Source organism: Apilactobacillus kunkeei DSM 12361 = ATCC 700308 (genome assembly GCF_001281265.1).
Lineage (GTDB): Bacteria > Bacillota > Bacilli > Lactobacillales > Lactobacillaceae > Apilactobacillus > Apilactobacillus kunkeei.
In genome coordinates, this window is the sequence record NZ_JXDB01000009.1 from 29,229 (window position 1) to 51,274 (window position 22,046).

Below are 22,046 nucleotides of genomic sequence, written 5' to 3' on the forward strand. Positions count from 1 at the left end.
TATTTTAGCAAATATCTTCATTAATATCGATGTTTATTAACGGTCTTGATTCTTCAATAGGTACTGTTGCCAACCTTTCTTGTTACCATTAAAGGCAATTTGATTAACATAGACGTTTGAACCATCGATATTAATTTTCCTATTATTCTTCACTTCGATAAAATTGGCCCGTTTATTATTAGCGTTTCCGCTAAAGAACTGCACATCATGTTCTACCTTCTCGTCTAATCGATTGAAGACACTCGTGCTACTTCTTACAACTACATTGGTGTCATAGTATTTATGAACCATGTAAATGAATTCAGAAAGTCGATGAACTTGATCATCAGATAAAGGTGAAGTCACCTCCACTAATGGAGGTAATGTTCCGTAATCATCACCAACTTCTCGTGTAAAGTTCTTCAATTGATCCTTAATCGCCGTTTGTGTACTAAAAACGTGGTAAGAACCAACCTGCAAACCCGATCCCTGGCTGCGTTGAAAATTATCACTAAAATCATCATCTGTATATGTAGCACCTTGACTGGCACGAATGTAGACAAACTTTTGGCCAGTATTTGCTAGGGTTACGAAATCGATGTAACCATTTGATTGGCTAATCATGATTCCCTTAACTTGATACTTATTAATCATATTATTTTCATAACTTTGGTATGCAACATATCCGAAGATTGAACTCAATACTACAATTAAAATTGCAATCAACCATGCATATTTTTTAAAAAACTGTCCGTATTTTTTTGTAGGCTTTGGTTTTTGATGATACAAAGACATTCTGGTATCCATTCACTCACCTCTTTTATACAATTAACCTTATTATAATCATAATGACTGCAAATTACTATAAAACACGTTAAAACACTTGAATCGGCCTTTTGTTTTCAATATAATGAAAGCGGTAACTAAATAAATTAGTGATGACTTTTTATGCGGATTTTATTATAATAGTTAACATTATTAAAAAAATAATTAAGTCTCTCTTTTTAGATCGAAAGGAAGTTATGTTATGAACTACATCATTGGTGTTGATATTGGAACAACCAGTGTAAAAACTGTTTTGTACGATACCGATGGAGAAGTTAAGGGATACTCAAACGATGGTTATCCTTTATACCAAGATACTCCAGATATGGCTGAAGAAGATCCAGAAGAAATCTTCTCTGCCATGCTTGCAGGTCTAACTGAAGTTTTACGTAAGGCTGACCTTAAACATGGTACATTGAAGGGTATCTCATTCTCATGTGCTATGCACAGTTTGATTTTACTTGATGAAAACCACAAACCATTAACTCGTGCTATTACATGGGCTGATAACCGTGCCGTTAACTACGCTGACCAACTAAAGGAAAGCGGTAAGGCTAAGGAATTATATGAAAAGACTGGTACTCCAGTTCACCCTATGACTCCTCTAACCAAGTTAATGTGGTTGAAGAATGAAAGAAAAGATGTATATGACAAGGCTGCCTACTTCGTAGGTATCAAGGAATACATCCTATACAAACTATTTGGTGAATTAAAAGAAGATTACTCAATTGCCAATGCTACTGGTATGTTCAACATCTTTAAGATGGATTGGGACGAAGAAGCACTTGAATTAACTGGTGTATCACGTGACCAACTTCCTGAATTAGTTGACACTACATACCAATTCAAAGGACTAAACAAAGCTTACGCTAACGTAATTGGTATCGATGAAGATACTCCATTCGTTATCGGTTCTTCTGATGGTCCATTAGCTAACCTTGGTGTTAATGCTATTAAACCAGGTGTTCTAGCCGTTACAATTGGTACTTCTGGTGCCGTTCGTGTCGTTACTGACAAACCTGTTATTGATCCTAAGGGTCGTGTTTTCTGTTACTACTTATCAAAAGACAAATGGGTTGTCGGGGGACCTGTTAACAACGGTGGTATCGTCTTCCGTTGGGTAAGAGATCAACTATGTGCTCCTGAAAAGGTTACTGCTGAACAAATGCACATGGATTCATACGACCTATTAACTGAAATTGCTTCACAGATTCCAGCCGGTTCTGATGGATTACTATTCCACCCATTCTTAGGTGGTGAACGTGCTCCTATCTGGGACGCTAACGCTCGTGGTTCATTCTTTGGTTTAACTCGTATCCACACTCGTGCTCATATGATTAGATCAGCTCTAGAAGGAATCGTATTTAACCTATACACTGTTAGTCTTGCCTTAGAAGAAGTTATTGGTAAGCCAACAAGTATCCAAGCTACTGGTGGTTTTGCTCGTTCAGAACTATGGCGTCAAATGTTAGCTGACATCTTCGAACAAGATGTTACTATTCCAGAAAGTTTTGAAGGTACTGCTTTAGGTGCTGCCACATTAGGTATGTACTCATTAGGTATCATTGATGACCTAGAAAAGGTTAAAGACTTCGTTGGAGTAACTAACGCCCACAAGCCAAATCCTGACAACTACAAAGTTTACCGTGAATTAGCTCCTATCTACATTCGTTTGAGTCGTCAACTTCAAACTGAATACAAGAACATTGCTGAATTCCAACGTAAACACGATGTTGAAAGCGAAGACAAATAATAACTAATATTATTTATTAAAAAGGTTGGGTGTCTATTTAGACCCCTTCCTTTTTTATATTAAAAATTATCTAGGAGGATATTCGTCATGCAAGAAAACGAATTAAAACGTGGAATTGGCATGATGGCGGCTCTTTCAACAGTGATGGGAACTGTTATTGGTGCTGGTGTGTTCTTTAAAACTGCCAGTGTTGTTAATAGCACCCACTCATTTACATTAACTGTTTTAGCATGGATTGTTGGTGGTTTATTGACCATCTGTGCTGGTTTAACTGTATCTGAATTAGCTGCTGCCATTCCTAAGACCGGAGGAGCCATTAAGTATCTAGATTATACCTATGGTCCGCTAACCGGTTTCTCAATGGGTTGGGCTCAAATCTTGGTCTACTACCCTGCCAACATTGCCGCTGAAGCAATTATTTTCTCAACACAATTAATTAACCTATTCCATTTAAACCCAAACATCTTAAACCCAATGGCAATTATTGTGGCATTGAGTGTGTTATTCATTAACTTATTGGGATCAAAAATTAGCGGAAACGTTCAAACAGTTGCACTTATTTGTAAGTTAATTCCAATTATTCTAATTGCTATTTTTGGTTTATTTATTCCTGGTGCTGTTCACGTTTCCTTCTTACCAATTAGTCCAAGTAATCACGCCAACGTTTGGACTGCCTTTGGTTCAGGTTTATTAGCAACTATGTTTGCTTACGATGGTTGGATTGGTGTTTGTGACGTTGCCGGTGAAATTAAGAACCCTAAGAAGAACTTACCAAAGGCCATCATTATCGGTCTAAGTTTGATTATGGTTATCTACACATTGGTAAACGTTGCCTTCCTAAAGACATTACCAATTGATCACATCGCTGGTAACCAAAACACCGCTTCAGAAACTGCTATTAAGCTATTCGGTGAATTCGGTGGTAAGTTAGTTACTATCGGTATTCTAGTTTCAGTTTATGGTTCCTTAAATGGTTACACCCTATCAGGAATGAGAATTCCTTATGCAATGGGTCAAAGTAAATCACTTCCATTTAGCGATTGGTTTGCTAAACTTTCTAAGAAAACTCGCGTGCCATACACTTCTGGAATCTTCCAATTCGTAATCGCAATTTTAATGATTTTTGCGGGAAGTTTCGACTTATTAACTGACATGTTAGTGTTTGTTATGTGGATATTTAACTGTCTACTATTCATTGCCGTATTTAAACTTCGCCGTAAAGAACCTGAAATGATTCGTCCATATAAGGTTCCTTGGTACCCAATCGTGCCAATTATAGCGTTGGTTGGTGGTGTGTTCATCCTAGCCGAAACACTAATTACACAAACTGGTTTAGCTCTAGTTGGATTACTTTTAACACTAATTGGAATTCCAGTTTACTATCTACAACAAAGACATTTGAAGAACAGTAAATAATAAAAAAGCATTCGATTAAGGAACTGAAGTTATAATATTGAACAGATAAATAAAAGCACTTTCGATAAAATGATTATTTTAATTTGATAAAATAACATAATTCGGAGGTGTTTTTTGTATGGCTAATAATAGATATTCATATGAAACTAAACTAGAAGCCGTCCGGCTTCTTAATGAAGGTGTTCCAGGTAGAAAGATTTGTAAAATATTGGGATTAAAGAGTGATGGTTTAATTTATACGTGGCGTAAATATGTAAGAAACGGTGATTATTATCGTTTGAATCAAAAACCTGGAAAGCAATATAAATATAATAAAGGTAATTTGGAGCTACCCAGTGATGTCATAAAAGACATGGAAATTAAACAAATGAAAGAAGAACTTGAAGTTATAAAAAAATATTTAATCATGGAAGGGCTGTGGTAAACCAAGATACTATTAGATTAATCGATACTTTTACATCCAAAATACCTTTAGTTAGAATTTGTCAGTATCTTAATATATCTAGAAGCACCTATTACTACCATAAAAAACATGCAGATCATTTTAATTTAAATCGGATTGAACAGGAGATTCAACAGCTATGTATAAAAACGAAGTTTTTATATGGTTATCGTAAAATTCATGCACTAATTAATAAGTACTTAAAATGCAGTGTTAGTAAAGTTCAAAGAATTATGGCTAAATATGGTTGGGGGTGTCGTATAAAACGTAAAAGATCCCATCGACCTGGTAATCCATTCAAACAATTTGATAATATAATCAATCGTGATTGGAGCGTTAGTGTACCCAAACGTAAATTAACTACTGATATCACTTATATTCCTTGCGGAAATAAGATGTTATACCTTTCTACAATAATGGATAGTTTTAATTCGGAAATCATTGCTCATAAAATTTCTAATCATCCAAATACACAATTGGCCTTAGATACATTAAATCAATTAGGCTATTTAAATGGAGCTATTATTCATAGTGATCAAGGTTCCACTTATACTTCACGTGAATTTTATGAATTAGCACGTAAAAAAGGCGCCATCAGAAGCATGTCCCGAAAAGGCACGCCAGCTGATAACGCCATCATCGAATCATTTCACGCCAACCTAAAGACTGAAATGATATACACACAAGCTAAACCTAAAGGTTTAGCTGATACAATCAAGTGTGTAAATAATTATATCAAATTTTGGAATAATAAACGAATACTAACAAAATTAGGCAACCAATCCCCTGTAGAATACAGAAAATCAGTTGCCCAATTAAATAGTTAGAAAGCTGCTTTTATTTATTTGTTCAAAATAATAGTTGCAGTTCCTAACTTCGAATGCTTTTTTTAGTGCTATATTTTCTTTTAAATCGATTTTATTAAACGTTTCGTCTATTTATATTAATGATTAATAAAGTGTCTAAAATGGCGTTTATTTGCCTTTAGCGATGTAATCTAAGATTGCATACATCACTTGTTTATTTTCTTTTGGTACTGGTCTAGCTAAGATATCTTCATTAGATTGATTCAAAGCAGATCCAGTAACGTACTTGTTATCGTTGGTGACAATCTCTCTGACTTCGTCAGTACCTAGTTCAAAGTGGAATTGTAAACCAACAATTCTGTCACCAATGATGAATCCTTGGTTTTCCACCAAATCACTGGAGAATAATAATTCACCGTTTTTGGGAATTTCAAATGTTTCCCCGTGCCAATGCATTGCAGTAAGCTTGTTGTAAATTCCAGGAATGCGTTCGGATCTTAAGTATACAGGTGCCCATCCTACTTCCTTAGCCGTTGAAGTAGTAATCTTGGCACCGAATGTTTTGGCAATTTGTTGTGCACCAAAACAAGCACCGTAGATTGGAACATCTTTTTTTGCAAGTTCTTTAATAATATCACGTTCGAACCCAATCCAATCAATAGCATCGTTAACGCTCATTGGACCACCCATGATAACTAACATATCTGTTTCATTGACCTTTGGTAGGATACCAAATTGGTATGGATGGTAAATGTAAACATCATGTCCCCTGTCATGTGCCCAATCCAAAATCGAACCGGGGCGTTCGTTTGGAGTATGTTGAATAATATTAATACGCATTATCTTCGCCTACTTTTACATTCATTTTTTATAGAAAGTAATATATAACAAAAAACATGAGAGTGCAAAAAAGACACCTGAGTGGAGGTGTCTTTTAAATTTACTTACTCTGTCGCAGTAGTTCTTTTCTTAGTTCGTCATCAACTGCATAAATGAATAGTCCATGAACACCACGTTTTAATAATACGTTAAGCTGGTTTCGAATTAATTCTGATGATATATCCTTCTGTTCACCATTTTTCATTGTTCTTTTTTCTTTAACCTGTCTATCAAAGCTTTTTGACCCATCATAAACTAATTTACCGTTTCTAAATTTAATGGATGGGCCAAGAATAACCCCACAATAATTCAAGTCAAATCCTTGAATTGTGAATGTTGAACCAACTTCATTAATTGTTTGAGGCTGTTCAGCCCATGATAGTCCTCTATATTTCTTCTCAGCAGGTAATTGATAATTCCAAGGAAGATTAAATTTATCACCAATTGATACTCTCCATAAATCATCAATTGTAGTTCCATCGTCTTTAACAACTTTATGATATTTACTTGATTTAAATTTCCAATCATAAGTTGCAACCATTCTAGATAGTCCCTTTGTTAATGACTCGATACTATCATTATGCTTCTTAATTGCATCGTACATATCATTGATATCGTCAAAAATTCTTAAATCATATTTGTCATCATATGGAATCTTTTTAATTTTATCCTTAGTAACAATATCTTCAATCCAATCAATTGTTTCTTTTGAAGCATCCATTCTATTTTGTTCAGATAATTCAATAAGTTGATGGTTTGATTTTGCTCTGTTTATTAAGTCGTCATAAAATGATTTTTCAACATAACCGTTTCGCTTTAAAACTTGCATCGGATCTAACACTGCTACAACCACATCAGATACGCTTCTTATATCTTTTAAATGACCTGATCCTTGATATACCATGTAACCTTCAGTAAGCAACAAATGAGCTTCGTCTATTAAAGCAATATCTATTTTTGAATTTTCATCTCCAACTTGATGCTTATTTAAAAACTTTGTTGGTTTATTAACTATGGAATCTCCTAGTCTTGTTTTAATACCTATTTTCTGTGCAATGTTTTCATATACTTTCACTTGTTGATCATGATTTACAATCATATATGCTTCTTGATTTTCAGGTTTATTAAGTTCAGCAAATAAAGAACTTAAAAGAACCGTCTTACCTGTTCCAGCAGAACCCTTAATAATAATCAAATTATCTGTACTACGTCTTTCACGAATATCTTCGATTTTATCAATTATTTCATCTCTAGCATCTAGTTGTTCGTCAGTTAACTTATGAAAAGGAGATGCTTTAAAAATTGCAGAATTGGTAATATCATCGACACTCGGAAATATATCCTTATTTTTCTTGGATAATTCTTCCCAAATGTTTTGAAAAATATCTCTAAAATGATCTCTCGTAAAGTATAAATCTTGATCATTCGATCTACGATTATTTAGTTCACCAATGGCATCGTCACTAAGAAGATATTTCATTAATTGATTTTCAATATCTAAAGTTAAAGACTTGTTAAATTCTTTATGAGCAATAACAATAATCTTAGCATCCTTAGAATTATTTAATTCTGTCCAATCAGTTCTATCTTCTGATTCGCTGTTCAGATGTTCTTCAGTTCTTCTAACAATATTGTTAGTTTCTCCTACATATGCTTTAAATTGACCGAACTTCTTTTTATTACCACTAATTTTATCTATAACTATGTATACAGTTGGGAATCTAGTTATTAATTCATGCTCTTCACTAGTATTATTTTGTTTTAAAATTTCTTGTTTTATGTCACTATTAGTATTGTAATCATATTTTCTAATAATTGGTTTAGCTATGTTGTTATCTGACATTTAGAAAGTACCTACCTTAAAGGAGATTTTTTATGGAATATAAAAATATAATTCAAGAATTAATTGAATTTAGAAACGACAGATGCTGGAATGAATACCATACTCTTATATCATTATCTAGAGCTTTAGGTATTGAAGCTTCTGAGGTAGAAAAAATATTTCTTTGGAAAAAAGATGATAGCTCTCTATCATCCGCGGATAAAGAAAAATTGAAGTTAGAATTAGCTGATGTATTAATATATTGCTACTACATGTGCGATAAACTACAAGTTAATCCTAATGATATTATACAAGAAAAAATAAACATTAATAAAGGTCGAAGTTGGAAATTCGACAAATAAAAAAGACACCCTGAGGGTGTCTTTTTTTATTATTCATCAATTTCGAAAGGTGGTAATTCGTCTATCAAATCAAGAGTCTTAATACTTACTGTAATAACAGAAAGTATTAAGTTAAGGATATACTTAGGATCATCACTAAACTCATTAGGATCATCTGTAATACCAGACTTTTTATCAGTTTTAACCCTGTATTGATCGATTATCCACTCTATAGCTGGCTTCCCATTAACAACATAGTCATAAGCTCTTTCAGGAATATTAGTTATCTTAATGTCATTGTTATAAACAATTGTATCTAACTCACCTTTCTTTGGATGTTTCATCTTTTCAACTAGATAACTTGGGTTATCATTTGAATATTCAATTTTAACTTCATCAATTTTATTTTGATTTTCGTAGTTAAGATGTAAATCAGCTAGTTCCTTACCAACTTCAATGTATTTATTTCTATTTTTTAATTTAGGAATTCTTGGTAAATCTTTCTTTAAATCATTTTGATATTTATTTCTATATTCAGTTGAATGAAGAACACCATATACATAATAAAATTCATCATCGCTAGAAACATTATCTATTTTACTATCTAATAAATCACTATCATCATATACATAACGTGGTAAATTTTTAGAATTTGTTAACAACATAAGATCTGAAACTAAATTCGACATAATTAAAGAAAAATCAGATTTATTTGAAGTTCCAGAAAAATTAATTTGTAGATTTTTATTCTTTGCATTAGGAAAAGATAAATATGATTTTCTAACATTTTCGTTTAAGAACCTACTCCTATATAACCATTTTTTGGTAAATGGTCTGTACATGTATGGGATTATGTTATCGCTATTGAATTTTACATTTTTTAATTTAGCAGCTTTTTGCTTTAAACTTCTTGACCAAGATATTTGTCTTGAATCGTTATTAACGTAATCAGAAATAGTTTTATAATCAAACTTTTTTTTAATCTTACTTAATTTAGAAACATCATTGTTATAGTTATCTATCATACTAGAAACATTTTTACTTAAATCATTATAAGAAAAATTAACAACCCATGAATCTCTATTTGTCACTATACCCATATCTCTTACGTTAAAGATAGAATCATCTTCATCGGCTACGGATGGATAATTTACATAGTTCATATCTCTTTGATTTATCCAATCATTATTCTTGTCCGGAACAATATTTTTCCAATCAATTAAACTAATTGAATCATTATATTGTAATATTTTTAATTTGTTTTCACGACTCAAATAATCTCCTATATCATGATAATGAATTTCATGATTATTACTACCATCTTTAACTAAAATAGAAATTGAAATAGGGGTTCTACTTCCGGAACCAAATATCTTCCCTCCTTCTTTACGTGATATTTCACCTTGGGTTCTCTGATCTCCACGTAAGTTATATATATATAGGTGATTAAACTCTTCGAATAATGATTTTCGTAATCCATCAGCCGATTGACTATCTACGTATGATCCATTGGAAACAAATCCTATTACTCCATTCTCCTTAATTCTATTTGAAGCCCATCTAATAGCCAATACGTAACTATCATACATACCTAAAACACTATTTGATTTTGACTTTTTTACATAGGTTTTTGATATAGATTTAAATAATTCAGGATAAGATACATTTTGATTATTATCATTTTCACTAGATTGTCCTTTAGAATATGGTGGATTTCCAACGATAACAGTTATCGGTGTTTCTTGCTCTTTCTTTAATCTTTCATCATTTTCACCAAATATCTTGTCATCCAAAGTATCTTTATTTTCTGTACTTGCAAATGTATCAGTTAAAACTATTCCTTCGAATTGTTTATAATCTTCCTTCTCATTACCGTATTCATTGTTTATTTCTTCAAATGTTGATTCGATATTAATTGCAGCAATGTAATAACTTAATAACACAATTTCATTAGCATGCATATCATGCATGTACTTTGATAAAATCTCATCAAATGTAATTTCGCCTTTATCAAGTTTTTCTTTGAAATGATATAGCAATCTAGTCATGAAAGTTCCAGTCCCTGTAAAAGGATCCAAAATATGAACATTTTTATCAATTAAAGATTTATTGAAATATTTTCTTAATGAATCATCAACTGAATTAACAATAAAATCAACAACTTCCACAGGAGTAAATACAATACCTAATTGTTCGGTAGTTTTCTTAAATCCAGTTCTAAAAAATTTATCATAAAGTGTTAAGATAAGTTTTTGCTTACCGGCGGCATTATCAATTCCAGTTGCTCTTAACTTAATAGAATCATAAAACGGCTTTAATTCCGCTTGTTCTTTATCAAATCCAAACATGCTAAATGCACCAACCACATCATTCATGGCTTTTGATACGGCATTATTTCTTACGAAAGAGTATTCACCAAATAGTGCTTCAAAAATTGGTTCAGTAATTAAATGTTGAGCAAGCATTTCAATAGCCTGTTCTTTTCCAATACTGTTATTAATATTGTAATGCAAACTATTTAAGAAATTATCAAACGCCATTTTTGCCCCATCGTTAGAATCGATAATGTCACTGATTCTAGTGATATGTCTTTTAGCAATATCAGCAACATCTTTAGACCAATCTTCAAGATATCTTCTGTCACCAACTTTTTGTACTACCTTACCATAGAATGCATTACGCATATCTTGCCAATCCAGTGGTAATTCAAGTTGTTCAGTAACGTTTTCTTGTTCAGCTTTTAATCCATCTTCTTCAGTAACATTTGAATCAGGACTACTATTAACCCCAATAAGTTCAAGGTTCTCTGGTTTCTTCTTATTTAAATCAATTTTATTTACTTCAGCATCAAAACGATCATCAGTTGAACGTAAGGCATTTAATACTTGCCATACTTCTTTATATTTGCTGTCATTATCCAATGCAGAGCTTGGATCTACACCCTCAGAAACAACAATTGGTAGAATAATATATCCATATTCCTTATTTTGTGCTTTTCTCATGATACGTCCGACTGCTTGAACAATATCAACTTGTGACTTCTTAGGACTAAAGAAAATAATCGCATCAAGATTTGGAACGTCAATACCTTCAGTCAAGAATCGAACATTAGAAAGAATTCTAGCACGATTATCCTCAATATGTTCATCACCAAGCCAATCAATTTGTTCAGTCTTTTGGAGTGCATTAAGACCACCATCAACGTGGTGAACATCCACCATAAAGCTTTCACTTGATTGTGTATCTAGGTATTCATTAACAACAGAAGAGAATTCTTTAGAAATCGCTTTTGAATGCTTAATAGTATCTGAGAATGCAATTGCTCGCTTCATTGGAGCACCAGTAACTTCACCTGTTATTCCATTACGTTTTACCATAGCGTTCCAAACACCAATAATTTTACCGATATCATCAACTTTTAGTTGATTATCAGCAGCCATTATTTGTTGCATATCTTTATTGATATAAGACTCACTTACGGCTAAAACAGAAACTTTATAGTCTGTTAAGTATCCTTGAGCAACTGCGTCACCGAATCCTAAACGAAAGATTTCGTGTCCGTATTTTTCAGGATCATCCATTGAAGAAACAACTATACTATTTTCTTCTGCCTTTTTCTTAGCGTTTTGATCATAAATTTTTGGTGTAGCAGTTTGATAAAGTCTAAGCTTACCTTTAACATTCGAATTAGAATGTACTTCTGTGAACATACTATCTTCATTTAATTTATTTGCACCAGTCGTTCTATGTGCTTCATCAGCAATAATTAAATCAAATTCTGGGTAACCCATTTCTTGAGCTTGCTTAATAACATCGATAGATTGGTAAGTTGAGAATATTACAGTCATTTCTCGTCCAGTGTCTAACTCTTTTACATACTCGTAGTTTTTAATTAGTTCATTAACATCAGTCGTTGCCGGGAAGCCAATATCTTTAGAACTTAAATCATCGTCACTTTCTTTACCCTTTTTTGTGGCCTTACGGTCAGAGACAACAGAAAAAGAGGTCATATGAATATCTTCACTGACGTCATCGTTCCAATTAAATAATGTTTGCGATAATAATTGAATACTTGGAACTAAATATAAAACATTAAACTTACTCTTTACTTGATCCTTCATAAGAGCTTCAGTAATTTTTAAACTTGTAAACGTCTTTCCAGTTCCTGGAGCCATAATTAATTTTCCACGGTCATGGTAATCTTCATTGCTCTTAAAATATTCAACAGCATTTTTGATTGCTTCTTCTTGATATCCTCTAAGCTTTTTTGGCTTTTTAATTGATAAATCATTATCTTCAGAAAATGAGAATTTACCCCAATCAACACTTGAGTTCTTCAATTGTGTTAAACCAATAATTGAGAATGGTTTTGAAGTGTTTTTTAGTGTTGATTCAGCATTTTTATTCCATTCATCAGTTGTTGAAACAATAATCCCAGCAGAATAACAGTCTTTACCTGTCTCAGCAACAAAAGAATTAATTGCATCTTTGCCGACTTTGCCTTTATAAAATTTTGCTTGAACAGCTGTTAATTGACCATTAAAATCTTTAGCAACAATATCAACACCTGTATCAATACGTGATATTCCAAGATTTGTTGGAACGTCAGATAGCATCCAGACATCTGAATACTTCTTTTTATAAATTGGTTCATTTTTTAAATACGCAACTACCATCTTTTCAAAAGCAGTTCCACGATCTCTATCATTTGTTAAATGTTCATTTATTTCATCAATTAATTCATTAAATGTTTTTGAACTCAAAATCGTCATCCCCTCAAAAGATGTAATTTATTTACATCTATATGTATATAAGCATTTTACCATTTAAATCGATACTGTTTCCAATTAGATTATAATTAAAATAAGCACTCATTATAAAAAAGCACATCTAAAAGATGTACTTTTTTGTTTCTTTTCGTAATTAAATTTTGTGAAAAAGTACCGTTACTTAGTATTTATTTCATTCTCCATTTCCCGTTGAAAATCATCTAATAATTTGATTGTATTATATATTTCTTCTTTTTTTAAATCGTTATGATCTAATAGTTCTGATCCAGAATGAACTAACGGATTCCCATTTCTAATCCGATAGGTATCTTTAATTTTTTGCGCTATTTCATTCATATGATTATTATGAACTTTATTAACTATTTCATTAATTTCATTTGCCCTATAACTCTTATTAAATGATATTTTCCCATTTTTCTTTTGAGTCCCAGCTATTCCAATTGCAGCCATTAAATACGCTAAACGTCTATCAAAATAGTTCTTATAATAAGCAAATGTTTCAAATAAATTATTCTGATTATCATTTAATAAATACATGAAGTATAAATAATGAATGATTCTATCTTTATTCATCTTTTTTACGATCTCATTACTATCTTCTGTTAAAGTATATTCTACATCATGTTCACAATAATCGTTTATATAACAAAATAGTTCGTTATTTTTGTCTTTCAAAATATTTTTTAAATCATTATGTTTGAAATTTCTCCCCAGCAAATATTGATATATCATAATTTCATAATATCTAGAGTACTCATCACTTCTAGATTTTTCAAATACTCTACGTAAAAAGTTCTTTATTAGGTATCCATCATTACTGTCAAGCAACATTTGTATAAATTGTTTTGGATAATGCCTGAATATGCTTAATTTATTTGATAATTCTGTAAGATATAGTACCACCTCATTTTCATGAAATAACCCTTTATTCTTATAGAGTAACCAATTAAAAATCTCAGTATAATGAAATGAATATTTATTATTTCCCATGTTTTTTTTCAATACATCTTCGACTTCCTTATGATCTGGAAAATCAGGAAGATCATACAATTCCTTAAGCATTTTTACAAAATCGTCTTTTGAAAATAGCTCTTTATAGTCAACATCTTCTACATTAACTATATAATCATAAATATTTTTATAAAGTTCTTCATCTATGTTCTCAGATACTCCAAAACCTTGTTTATTGATATTTATATTAACTCCAATATCTATTGATGCATTCTGTATTGATTGAGTTATCTGTTCTTTTACCATTCTGATATCTTTATCATCACAATTAAAAACTATATATAAATCATCAACATACCTCAACAATTCAAAGTCTTTAGAATCTAGAAAATTTCCTATTCTTTTAGTAATATTCCTATCATATTCTGTTAAGTAGAACATGGTCGCTATAAAAGAAATTCCAGTATTATCCATTATTATTGGCATTCTATTTTTACCAAAAAACTCTAATAAATTTTTATAAAAGTAAAGTGATCTGATATCTTCACCATTACACATTTTCTCGATATTCTTAAATAAATATTCTAGACGTATATTTGGATAAAAATTACTTATATCCATCTTGATATAATAATCATATTGACTTTTATATTGTTTTAATGCTACTGTAAATCGTTCATAACTTTTTGAGTAATTTAAATCCTCTGTATCATAATCACCAGCATATAACTTACTATGTATATCATCTTTATATTCTGATTTTAAATTATTATGAAAATGTCCTCCAAGGACGATAAAAAATAAAAAAATTATCGGAGTAACCAAATTTATTTCTCTCAAAGTTCCATCATTTTTTGTAACAACAGTCTTATAGGATTTTAGCTCTTGATCATTTAAGAAAGCACACGTTCTTATATAATCATCGAAAAATCTTCTAGATAGAATCATTTTTCTGGTTTTTTCATCCATTTTAGTGAATGGATATGATTGTATATATTTACATAAAACATTATTATCAGTTTCAAAATACATACTGATATACTTATTCCATTCTTCATAAGAAATACTTATAAAATCATTTTCGTTCAACAATATAAACCTACCTTTTTGCCTTTTTTTATATGTATTTAGTATAAATATTTGTGAACACTTAAACAACAGCATTTAATAAATAGTTATATAATTTTAATCTTAAACAAAAAAAGACACCCTCTTCAGGGTGTCTTTTCCTTTATCTATTTCTTTTCAAATACAGTCACTGATTCAACGTGAACAGTTTGTGGGAATTGATCAACCGGTTGAACTGGTTGAGTGATTTCATAACCGTATTCAGCTAAACGACGTGCATCACGTACTAATGTTGATGGGTTACATGATACATAAACAATCTTCTTAGGCGCTACTTGAGCAGCACTGTCGATGAATGATGATGCAAGTCCCTTACGTGGAGGATCAACCATGATAACATCTGGTTTCAATCCTTGTGCTTGCCATTTTTCCATTTGTTCCTCTGCACTACCGGCTACAAATGTAGTGTTGTTGATGTGGTTCTTTTGAGCGTTAATCTTAGCATCTTCGATAGCTTCCTTAACGATTTCGACACCATAGACTTTCTTAGCATGTTCAGCAACCGCTAATGAAATAGTACCGATACCACAGTAAGCATCGATTACTGTCTGAGTACCATCTAGTTGAGCCTTTTCAATTGCAAGAGAATAAAGTTTTTCAGTTTGTTCTGGGTTAACTTGGTAGAATGAGTTCAATGAAATAGCGAACTTCAAGCCAAGTAACTTATCTTCGATGTACTTCTTACCATCTAGACAAACGGTACTCTTACCTAATAATCCGTTACCATCTGACAAATTGATGTTTTGCATGATACTTGTCACTTCTGGTAAGGCTTCCTTGATTTCACGAACAATTATATCAACCATTGGAATCTTCTTGGTACGAGTAATTAAACCAATCATCATTTCGTTAGTGTAGTGTCCTCTTCTAACCATGATGTTTCTAATCACACCATTGTGCTTAGTTTCATTGTATGGTTCAATGTGGTACTTACGTAAGATGTCTCTAACGACAACAATAGCTTTATCGATTTCTGGATCTTGAATGTAAAAATCTTCAATGGTTACTAAATCGTGTGAGTGCTTACGGAAGAAACCAGTTTGTAGTTTTCCATTAATTGAACGAACTGGAATTTGCGCCTTGTTTCTGTAATGAGTTGGATTATCCATCCCAATAGTTGGTAATACTTCAACATCCATCTTAGACTTATCGAAAAGTTCTTGGATTTGATGTTGTTTGAATTCCAATTGAGCATCATATTTTAGATGTTGTAATGGAGCGATTCCTGTACGAGTGTAGTTCTTATCAATGTTTTCTACACGATCTGGTGATTTAGTTAGTAATTTTTCTAACTTTGCGAAACCAAAGTTTTGGTTAACTTTGATTACTTTAATCAAAGCTTTTTCGCCTGGAAGAGTGTCTTCAATAAACAAAGGATAATCCTCTATCTTAGCGACTCCTAAGCCTTGATAAGTTAAGTCGATAATATCGACTTCATATTCTTCGTTCTTTGTAACTGGTGCTTTAAATTTCATATTTACCCCTTTTTCTAAACAAAAAAGTTTTGTTGTAATCTTCTAAAATAATCATACAACAAAACTTTTCGTTTTTAAATTCCACTATGATAATTTATCAACTTTATCGACGAATTCTTTTTCCACCTTTTCAGCATCAAAACTGATAGACTTCTTTGGCATTTCATCGACATTCGCAAACATTTCAATATGTTGTTTTAAGTCAATAAAAGTCATTGGTGCGTCGCCACCATATTCACCATCCAAGTTAATCTGCATCTTGTCTTGAACAGGATTAGCAACTAACTTGCTGGTCTTTTTGTAAATGATTCGAGGGTCATTGATATGGCGACCACCACTTAAGACTTTCGCAAGTAATTGAACGATTTCAACGATGTTACTAGTCTTAACAATAATCATTGTAAACTTACCATCATCTAACTTGGCGTCTGGAACAATTTGTTCTAAACCACCGATTGAGTTTGTCATGGCAAGTAGAAACATTGAAGCTTTACCTTTGAATTCTCCACCATCATATTCAAGATCCATTTGAATTGGTTTAATTCTTGGAAGTAATTCTGCTCCACGAACTAGATAAGCTAAATAACCAAAAATGGTCTTTAAATCTGAAGGAACATCGTAGGTTAATTCGGTTAATAAACCACCACCTGCGATATTCATGAAGTATTTCTCTCCAGCTTTACCAATGTCCATGTTGAAAGTTTGACCTTTCAAAACAACTTTGGCCGCTTCAATTGGATTTTCTCTTGGAATATGCAATGCACGGGCAAAGTCATTGGTAGTCCCAGCTGGAATAATTGCTAGCTTAGGACGTTTTTCTAGTGGTGCAATCCCATTAACAACTTCGTTAATAGTTCCATCCCCACCAGCAGCAACGATTAAGTCAAAACCATCTAATGATGCCCTCTTGGCTTCATCGCGTGCTGAATTAGGTTTAGGAGTAGTTGCGTATGCACTAGTTTCATAACCAGCTTCTTCGAAAACAGCGAGAATATCAATCAGGTTGCGTTTCAATGCCTCACGGCCAGATGTTGGATTGTATATTACACGTGCCCTTTTTTGCATTTCCAAATTCTCCTAAACTTTATTTATTAATGGATGCCATTAATAATTTGTTAACAACTTGTGGGTTAGCTTTACCACGAGTTTGCTTCATAATTTGACCGACTAGGAAACCGATAGCACGGTCCTTACCATTATGGAAGTCTTCCACAGATTGTGGGTTGTTTGATAGTACTTCATCAATAATTGGTTGTAATTGGGCTGGGTCTGATAATTGGACCATTCCGTTGTCTTCAACGAACTTCTTAGGTTCCTTACCTTCAGTAATACCCTTGAAGACTTTCTTAGCCATCTTAGATGAAATAGTACCGTCTTCAATTAGCTTAATCATTGTAGCTAAGTTTTCTGGTGTAATTTCAGTTTCAGATAGATCTTTTTGTTCATCATTCAAGTAAGCGTTAACGTTAACTTGTAGGTAGTTAGATGCCATCTTAGGATCTGCACCTAATTTAATCACGGCATCGAAGAAGTCAGCCATTTCCTTAGTTTGAGTAAGAACCATTGCATCGTAGTCCTTCAAACCAAAATCGTTAACGTAACGTTGACGACGACTAGCTGGCATTTCAGGCATTGAATCGTTGATTTCATTAATCCATGCGTCTGTAATGTCTAGTGCTGGTAGGTCAGGTTCTGGGAAGTATCTGTAATCATCCGCACCTTCCTTAACACGCATTAAGACAGTTTTACCAGTTGTTTCATCGAAACGTCTAGTTTCTTGTTGAATTTCGCCACCAGCCATGATTACACGTTGTTGACGTTTTTCTTCGTATGCAAGACCTTTTCTTACGTAGTTAAATGAGTTCAAGTTCTTTAATTCGACCTTAGTACCGAATTCTTTTTGACCGTATGGGCGGATTGAAACGTTAACGTCCACACGCATTGAACCTTCTTCCATCTTAACGTCAGAAATTCCTGTAAATAGGATTCTTTCACGTAAAGCTTCAAGGTAAGCGTATGCTTCATCAGGTGAAGCAATATCTGGTTTTGAAACAATTTCGATAAGTGGAGTACCTTGACGGTTCAAGTCAACATAAGAGAACTTGTTTCCGTGGGTATTCTTACCGGCATCTTCTTCAATATGCATTTCTTCGATACCGATTTTCTTTTTCTTACCATCTACTTCAATTTCAATCCAACCATCATGAGCATCAGGAGTATCCTTTTGCGTAATTTGATAAGCCTTTGGATTATCTGGGTAGAAGTAGTTCTTACGATCAAAATGAGGGTGTTTTTCAACTTCAGCATGTAATGCTAAAGCAGCCATAATACCTGATTTAACGACACCTTTGTTGGTTGATGGTAATACCCCTGGGTATCCCCAATCAATTACGTTGGTGTTTAAGTTAGGGTCAACCCCGTATTGTACGGGAGATGGACTGAAAATCTTAGAGTTAGTCTTTAATTCAACGTGGACTTCTAGTCCAATTGTAGTTTCAAAGTTCATTATTGTGCTCCCCCCATCTTTGGATCTTGCTTATGGAAATCAGTATTTTGTTCGAAAGCGTAAGCAGCTTGGTATAGAGTTGATTCATCAAATGGCTTACCGATTAATTGCATACCAATTGGTAGTCCGTCTGAGAAACCTGCAGGAACTGACATTCCTGGAAGACCTGCCATGTTGACAGGAATGGTTAGAATATCATTCATGTACATAGTGATTGGGTCTTTTTCATCCTTCAAGCTGTAAGCTGGAGTGGGAGCTGTTGGAGTTAAGATCACATCGTAATCTTGGAAAACCTTCTTGAAGTCGTCAATGATTAAAGTACGAACTTCAGCGGCTTTCTTGAAGTAAGCATCAAAGAAACCAGCTGATAGTGAGTAAGTACCAACCATGATACGACGCTTAACTTCATCACCAAAACCTTGTGAACGACTCTTAACGTATAGTTCTTCTAGGTTCTTAGCATCTTGAGATCTGTAACCATAACGAATACCATCGAAACGTTGTAAGTTTGACGATGCTTCTGAAGGAGCAATGATGTAGTAAGCTGCTACACCGTACTTACTGTTTGGAAGAGACACTTCTTCAACAGTTGCACCTAATTCACGGTACTTGTCAGCAGCGGCTAGAATAGCGTCTTGAACATCCTTATCAACACCTTCACCTAAGTATTCCTTAGGTAAAGCAATCTTCATACCTTTAACACCCTTATCGATGTTTGCAGTAAAGTCAGGAACTTCTTTGTTTGAACTTGTCATATCATGTTCATCTTTACCAGCAATGGCATTTAGAACTACGGCGTTGTCCTTAACAGTTCTAGTCAATGGACCAATTTGGTCTAAACTTGATGCGAATGCAATCAATCCCCATCTAGATACACGACCGTATGTTGGTTTCATACCAACGATACCGTTAAATGATGCTGGTTGTCTGATTGAACCACCAGTATCTGAACCTAGTGATACTAAGACATCCCCTGCAGCAACAGCTGCAGCAGCACCACCTGATGATCCACCAGGTACCTTGTCTAAGTTCCATGGGTTCTTAGTCTTACCATGGAATGAAGTTTCGGTTGAACCACCCATGGCGAATTCGTCCATGTTGGTCTTACCAATGTTGATAGTGCCAGCTTCTTTCATCTTAGCAACAGCTGTTCCATCAATGATTGGTTTGAAGTTTGATAGCATCTTTGAACCTGCAGATGTTAATACACCCTTGGTTAGCATGTTATCTTTCATTGCAACTGGAATACCTGATAATACGTTATCTGGGTCAATTCCGGATTTATCAATTTCTTGGGCTTGCTTAATTGCATTTTCTTCATCGAAAACGACGAAAGCGTTAATATCTTCATCGTTCTTTTTAGCATTTTCAATTGTTTGTCTTGTCAATTCTTCGGCGGTAATATCACCATTAACCAGGCTTTCGTGAATGCTAAAAATATCTTTTCCTAAATAGTCCATCTTCACTAGTCCCCGCTTTCATCAATGATTGTAGGTGTTCTAATTAATCCGTCGGAAACGTCTGGTGCATTATTCAATAGTGCATCCCTTTGTCCCCAATTATCAGCAACATCTTCTCTCATAACGTTAATTTGATCAGTAACACTAAATGTTGGTTCGACATTGCTAGTATCTACATCATTTAAGGAATCAAAAATTCCCATGATACTACCTAATTGGTCAGTAAAGTATGGTAGTTGTTCATCGGTTAATTCCAACTTAGCCAATGATGCAACGTGACTTACTGTCTCTTTACTAATTTTTTCAGACATCGTTGTTCCCTCTTTCTTATATATATTGATAATACGCTACCAGTATTTTAACACATTCACATTAATAACTGGTAAAAACGTGAGTATAGAAATTCTTTGATCCGGTTTTTCTTGATAGGAAGCTTTGAATTCCTTCTGAAGAAGAAACCTGGATATCAATTGGAATATTGTTTGGTAAGTACTTCTTGGCCGTAGAAGCGACGTATTGGGTGAAACTAATGATTTCACTTTGTCCATAGAATTGTGTGGTGATGTTAACGTGTAGGCCACGTAGAGTTCCGTCAACGTAATGTGCTTGAGCGGTAACACCACTTAAGTTAGGGAAGAACTTTTGCACTTGGTTCTTGAAGTTTTCAAAAGCATCTTCGTCATTACTATTAACTTCACTAGTTGAACTATCTGGTAAGACATAGTTCTTAATATCTAATGACTTCCAGTTATCAACACTAGTTGAACCAGCCTTGTTAACTGAATATGAGTAGAAGTTACCACCTACTAGACTATCGTTAGATGCTTGTTTGTATAACGCAATCACAATTGGAATGTTCTTTAAGTCTTTCTTTTGTCTTAAACGTTGTAATACCTTATCAGCAATTTCCTTACCTTGTTTTTCAATATCACTATCGCTTAATTTCTTTTGGTAGACAGCACCATAAGCTTCCTTACGGTAGTAGTAAACAGAATTAATTCCAAGACCAACTGTCATCCCCTTAATCTTTAATGAGCCATGACTTTGTTCCATAAAATCTTGTTCATCCATTTGTTGTAAATAAAGTGGTTCCTTAGTATCACTACCCGATGGGTTTAAACCATCAGGGTTATTCTTACTCTTACGACCCAACCAATCTTCGGCAGTACTAGTGTCGATGTATTGGCCTTCTTGTAAGATGTATGTATCTGTTGGGAATTGATCCTTTGAGATACTTAGTAATCCATTTTCAAAACCTTTTAGATTTAATTGGTTATCATTTTGTTGAACGGACACCCCTCTGGACTTACTTGTTAAGTAGTGACCATTCTTAATTACACCTTGATAATAATTGCTATTAGTTTGGGAAATAACTTGAGTACCAGATGAGCTGCTACTATCATCGTTGCTTCCACAAGCTGCTAACACTAATGCACTTAGTAGTGCTACGAATAAAACATTTAATTTTTTCAA

General features: G+C 33.4%; 16 protein-coding genes. 5 read left to right on the forward strand and 11 right to left on the reverse strand.

Features of this window, described 5'->3' with window-relative positions:
* Positions 1 to 36: 36 nt before the first annotated feature.
* Positions 37 to 786, reverse strand: coding sequence for a GH25 family lysozyme (locus RZ79_RS04830; protein ID WP_054450297.1), 750 nt, complete (start codon positions 784 to 786; stop codon positions 37 to 39).
* A gap of 220 nt (positions 787 to 1,006) precedes the next feature.
* On the opposite strand from RZ79_RS04830, the gene gntK reads away from it, so the two are divergent.
* The 4 genes from gntK to RZ79_RS04850 all read left to right on the forward strand — a co-directional run bounded on the left by gntK (position 1,007) and on the right by RZ79_RS04850 (position 5,242).
* A complete protein-coding gene (gene gntK / locus RZ79_RS04835; RefSeq protein WP_034531577.1) occupies positions 1,007 to 2,557 on the forward strand; it encodes a gluconokinase in 1,551 nt (516 codons plus the stop codon).
* A gap of 87 nt (positions 2,558 to 2,644) precedes the next feature.
* Positions 2,645 to 3,973: an APC family permease gene (locus RZ79_RS04840; RefSeq protein ID WP_053795672.1), complete on the forward strand. Its 1,329-nt coding sequence runs from the start codon at positions 2,645 to 2,647 to the stop codon at positions 3,971 to 3,973.
* A gap of 118 nt (positions 3,974 to 4,091) precedes the next feature.
* Positions 4,092 to 4,397: a transposase gene (locus tag RZ79_RS04845; protein WP_054450299.1), complete on the forward strand. Its 306-nt coding sequence runs from the start codon at positions 4,092 to 4,094 to the stop codon at positions 4,395 to 4,397.
* On the forward strand, positions 4,391 to 5,242 hold the full coding sequence (locus tag RZ79_RS04850; protein ID WP_054450301.1) for an IS3 family transposase: 852 nt from the start codon (positions 4,391 to 4,393) through the stop codon (positions 5,240 to 5,242). The genes RZ79_RS04845 and RZ79_RS04850 overlap by 7 nt, the downstream gene beginning before the upstream one ends.
* Before the next feature lie 147 nt (positions 5,243 to 5,389).
* Here the strand turns inward: RZ79_RS04850 and RZ79_RS04855 are convergent, their stop codons facing one another.
* Both RZ79_RS04855 and RZ79_RS04860 read right to left on the reverse strand, forming a co-directional pair.
* Positions 5,390 to 6,061 (reverse strand): type 1 glutamine amidotransferase, encoded by a 672-nt coding sequence (locus RZ79_RS04855; protein WP_054450302.1) that lies wholly within the window; start codon positions 6,059 to 6,061, stop codon positions 5,390 to 5,392.
* Between the two features lie 100 nt (positions 6,062 to 6,161).
* Positions 6,162 to 7,943, reverse strand: a complete 1,782-nt coding sequence (locus RZ79_RS04860; RefSeq protein ID WP_054450304.1) for a DUF2075 domain-containing protein — start codon at positions 7,941 to 7,943, stop codon at positions 6,162 to 6,164.
* Positions 7,944 to 7,975: 32 nt separating this feature from the next.
* Here RZ79_RS04860 and RZ79_RS04865 point away from each other — a divergent pair, with 32 nt between their 5' ends.
* A complete protein-coding gene (locus RZ79_RS04865) occupies positions 7,976 to 8,284 on the forward strand; it encodes a nucleotide pyrophosphohydrolase (RefSeq protein ID WP_054450308.1) in 309 nt (102 codons plus the stop codon).
* 29 nt (positions 8,285 to 8,313) lie between these two features.
* Here the strand turns inward: RZ79_RS04865 and RZ79_RS04870 are convergent, their stop codons facing one another.
* The 8 genes from RZ79_RS04870 to RZ79_RS04905 all read right to left on the reverse strand — a co-directional run bounded on the left by RZ79_RS04870 (position 8,314) and on the right by RZ79_RS04905 (position 22,046).
* A complete protein-coding gene (locus RZ79_RS04870; RefSeq protein WP_420313689.1) occupies positions 8,314 to 13,026 on the reverse strand; it encodes a type ISP restriction/modification enzyme in 4,713 nt (1,570 codons plus the stop codon).
* A 183-nt stretch (positions 13,027 to 13,209) separates the two neighbouring features.
* On the reverse strand, positions 13,210 to 15,093 hold the full coding sequence (locus RZ79_RS04875) for an AbiA family abortive infection protein (RefSeq protein WP_162200347.1): 1,884 nt from the start codon (positions 15,091 to 15,093) through the stop codon (positions 13,210 to 13,212).
* Between the two features lie 146 nt (positions 15,094 to 15,239).
* On the reverse strand, positions 15,240 to 16,607 hold the full coding sequence (gene rlmD / locus RZ79_RS04880) for a 23S rRNA (uracil(1939)-C(5))-methyltransferase RlmD (RefSeq protein ID WP_054450315.1): 1,368 nt from the start codon (positions 16,605 to 16,607) through the stop codon (positions 15,240 to 15,242).
* An 84-nt stretch (positions 16,608 to 16,691) separates the two neighbouring features.
* Positions 16,692 to 17,672 (reverse strand): diacylglycerol kinase, encoded by a 981-nt coding sequence (locus RZ79_RS04885; protein WP_041152904.1) that lies wholly within the window; start codon positions 17,670 to 17,672, stop codon positions 16,692 to 16,694.
* Positions 17,673 to 17,691: 19 nt separating this feature from the next.
* Positions 17,692 to 19,113 (reverse strand): Asp-tRNA(Asn)/Glu-tRNA(Gln) amidotransferase subunit GatB, encoded by a 1,422-nt coding sequence (gatB, locus tag RZ79_RS04890; RefSeq protein WP_041152905.1) that lies wholly within the window; start codon positions 19,111 to 19,113, stop codon positions 17,692 to 17,694.
* Positions 19,113 to 20,573: an Asp-tRNA(Asn)/Glu-tRNA(Gln) amidotransferase subunit GatA gene (gene gatA / locus RZ79_RS04895; protein ID WP_054450317.1), complete on the reverse strand. Its 1,461-nt coding sequence runs from the start codon at positions 20,571 to 20,573 to the stop codon at positions 19,113 to 19,115. Before gatA ends, gatB begins: the two co-directional genes overlap by 1 nt.
* Before the next feature lie 5 nt (positions 20,574 to 20,578).
* A complete protein-coding gene (gene gatC / locus RZ79_RS04900) occupies positions 20,579 to 20,884 on the reverse strand; it encodes an Asp-tRNA(Asn)/Glu-tRNA(Gln) amidotransferase subunit GatC (RefSeq protein WP_041152907.1) in 306 nt (101 codons plus the stop codon).
* Between the two features lie 61 nt (positions 20,885 to 20,945).
* Positions 20,946 to 22,046 (reverse strand): CamS family sex pheromone protein, encoded by a 1,101-nt coding sequence (locus tag RZ79_RS04905; RefSeq protein WP_080997469.1) that lies wholly within the window; start codon positions 22,044 to 22,046, stop codon positions 20,946 to 20,948.

Coding starts and splice junctions, on each gene's coding strand:
- RZ79_RS04865 (WP_054450308.1), top strand. CDS start 7,976: ATGGAATATAAAAATATAATTCAAGAATTAATTGAATTTAGAAACGAC.
- gatC (WP_041152907.1), bottom strand. CDS start 20,884: ATGTCTGAAAAAATTAGTAAAGAGACAGTAAGTCACGTTGCATCATTG.
- RZ79_RS04860 (WP_054450304.1), bottom strand. CDS start 7,943: ATGTCAGATAACAACATAGCTAAACCAATTATTAGAAAATATGATTAC.
- RZ79_RS04885 (WP_041152904.1), bottom strand. CDS start 17,672: ATGCAAAAAAGGGCACGTGTAATATACAATCCAACATCTGGCCGTGAG.
- RZ79_RS04845 (WP_054450299.1), top strand. CDS start 4,092: ATGGCTAATAATAGATATTCATATGAAACTAAACTAGAAGCCGTCCGG.
- RZ79_RS04840 (WP_053795672.1), top strand. CDS start 2,645: ATGCAAGAAAACGAATTAAAACGTGGAATTGGCATGATGGCGGCTCTT.
- gatB (WP_041152905.1), bottom strand. CDS start 19,113: ATGAACTTTGAAACTACAATTGGACTAGAAGTCCACGTTGAATTAAAG.
- gatA (WP_054450317.1), bottom strand. CDS start 20,573: ATGGACTATTTAGGAAAAGATATTTTTAGCATTCACGAAAGCCTGGTT.
- gntK (WP_034531577.1), top strand. CDS start 1,007: ATGAACTACATCATTGGTGTTGATATTGGAACAACCAGTGTAAAAACT.
- RZ79_RS04855 (WP_054450302.1), bottom strand. CDS start 6,061: ATGCGTATTAATATTATTCAACATACTCCAAACGAACGCCCCGGTTCG.
- RZ79_RS04830 (WP_054450297.1), bottom strand. CDS start 786: ATGGATACCAGAATGTCTTTGTATCATCAAAAACCAAAGCCTACAAAA.
- rlmD (WP_054450315.1), bottom strand. CDS start 16,607: ATGAAATTTAAAGCACCAGTTACAAAGAACGAAGAATATGAAGTCGAT.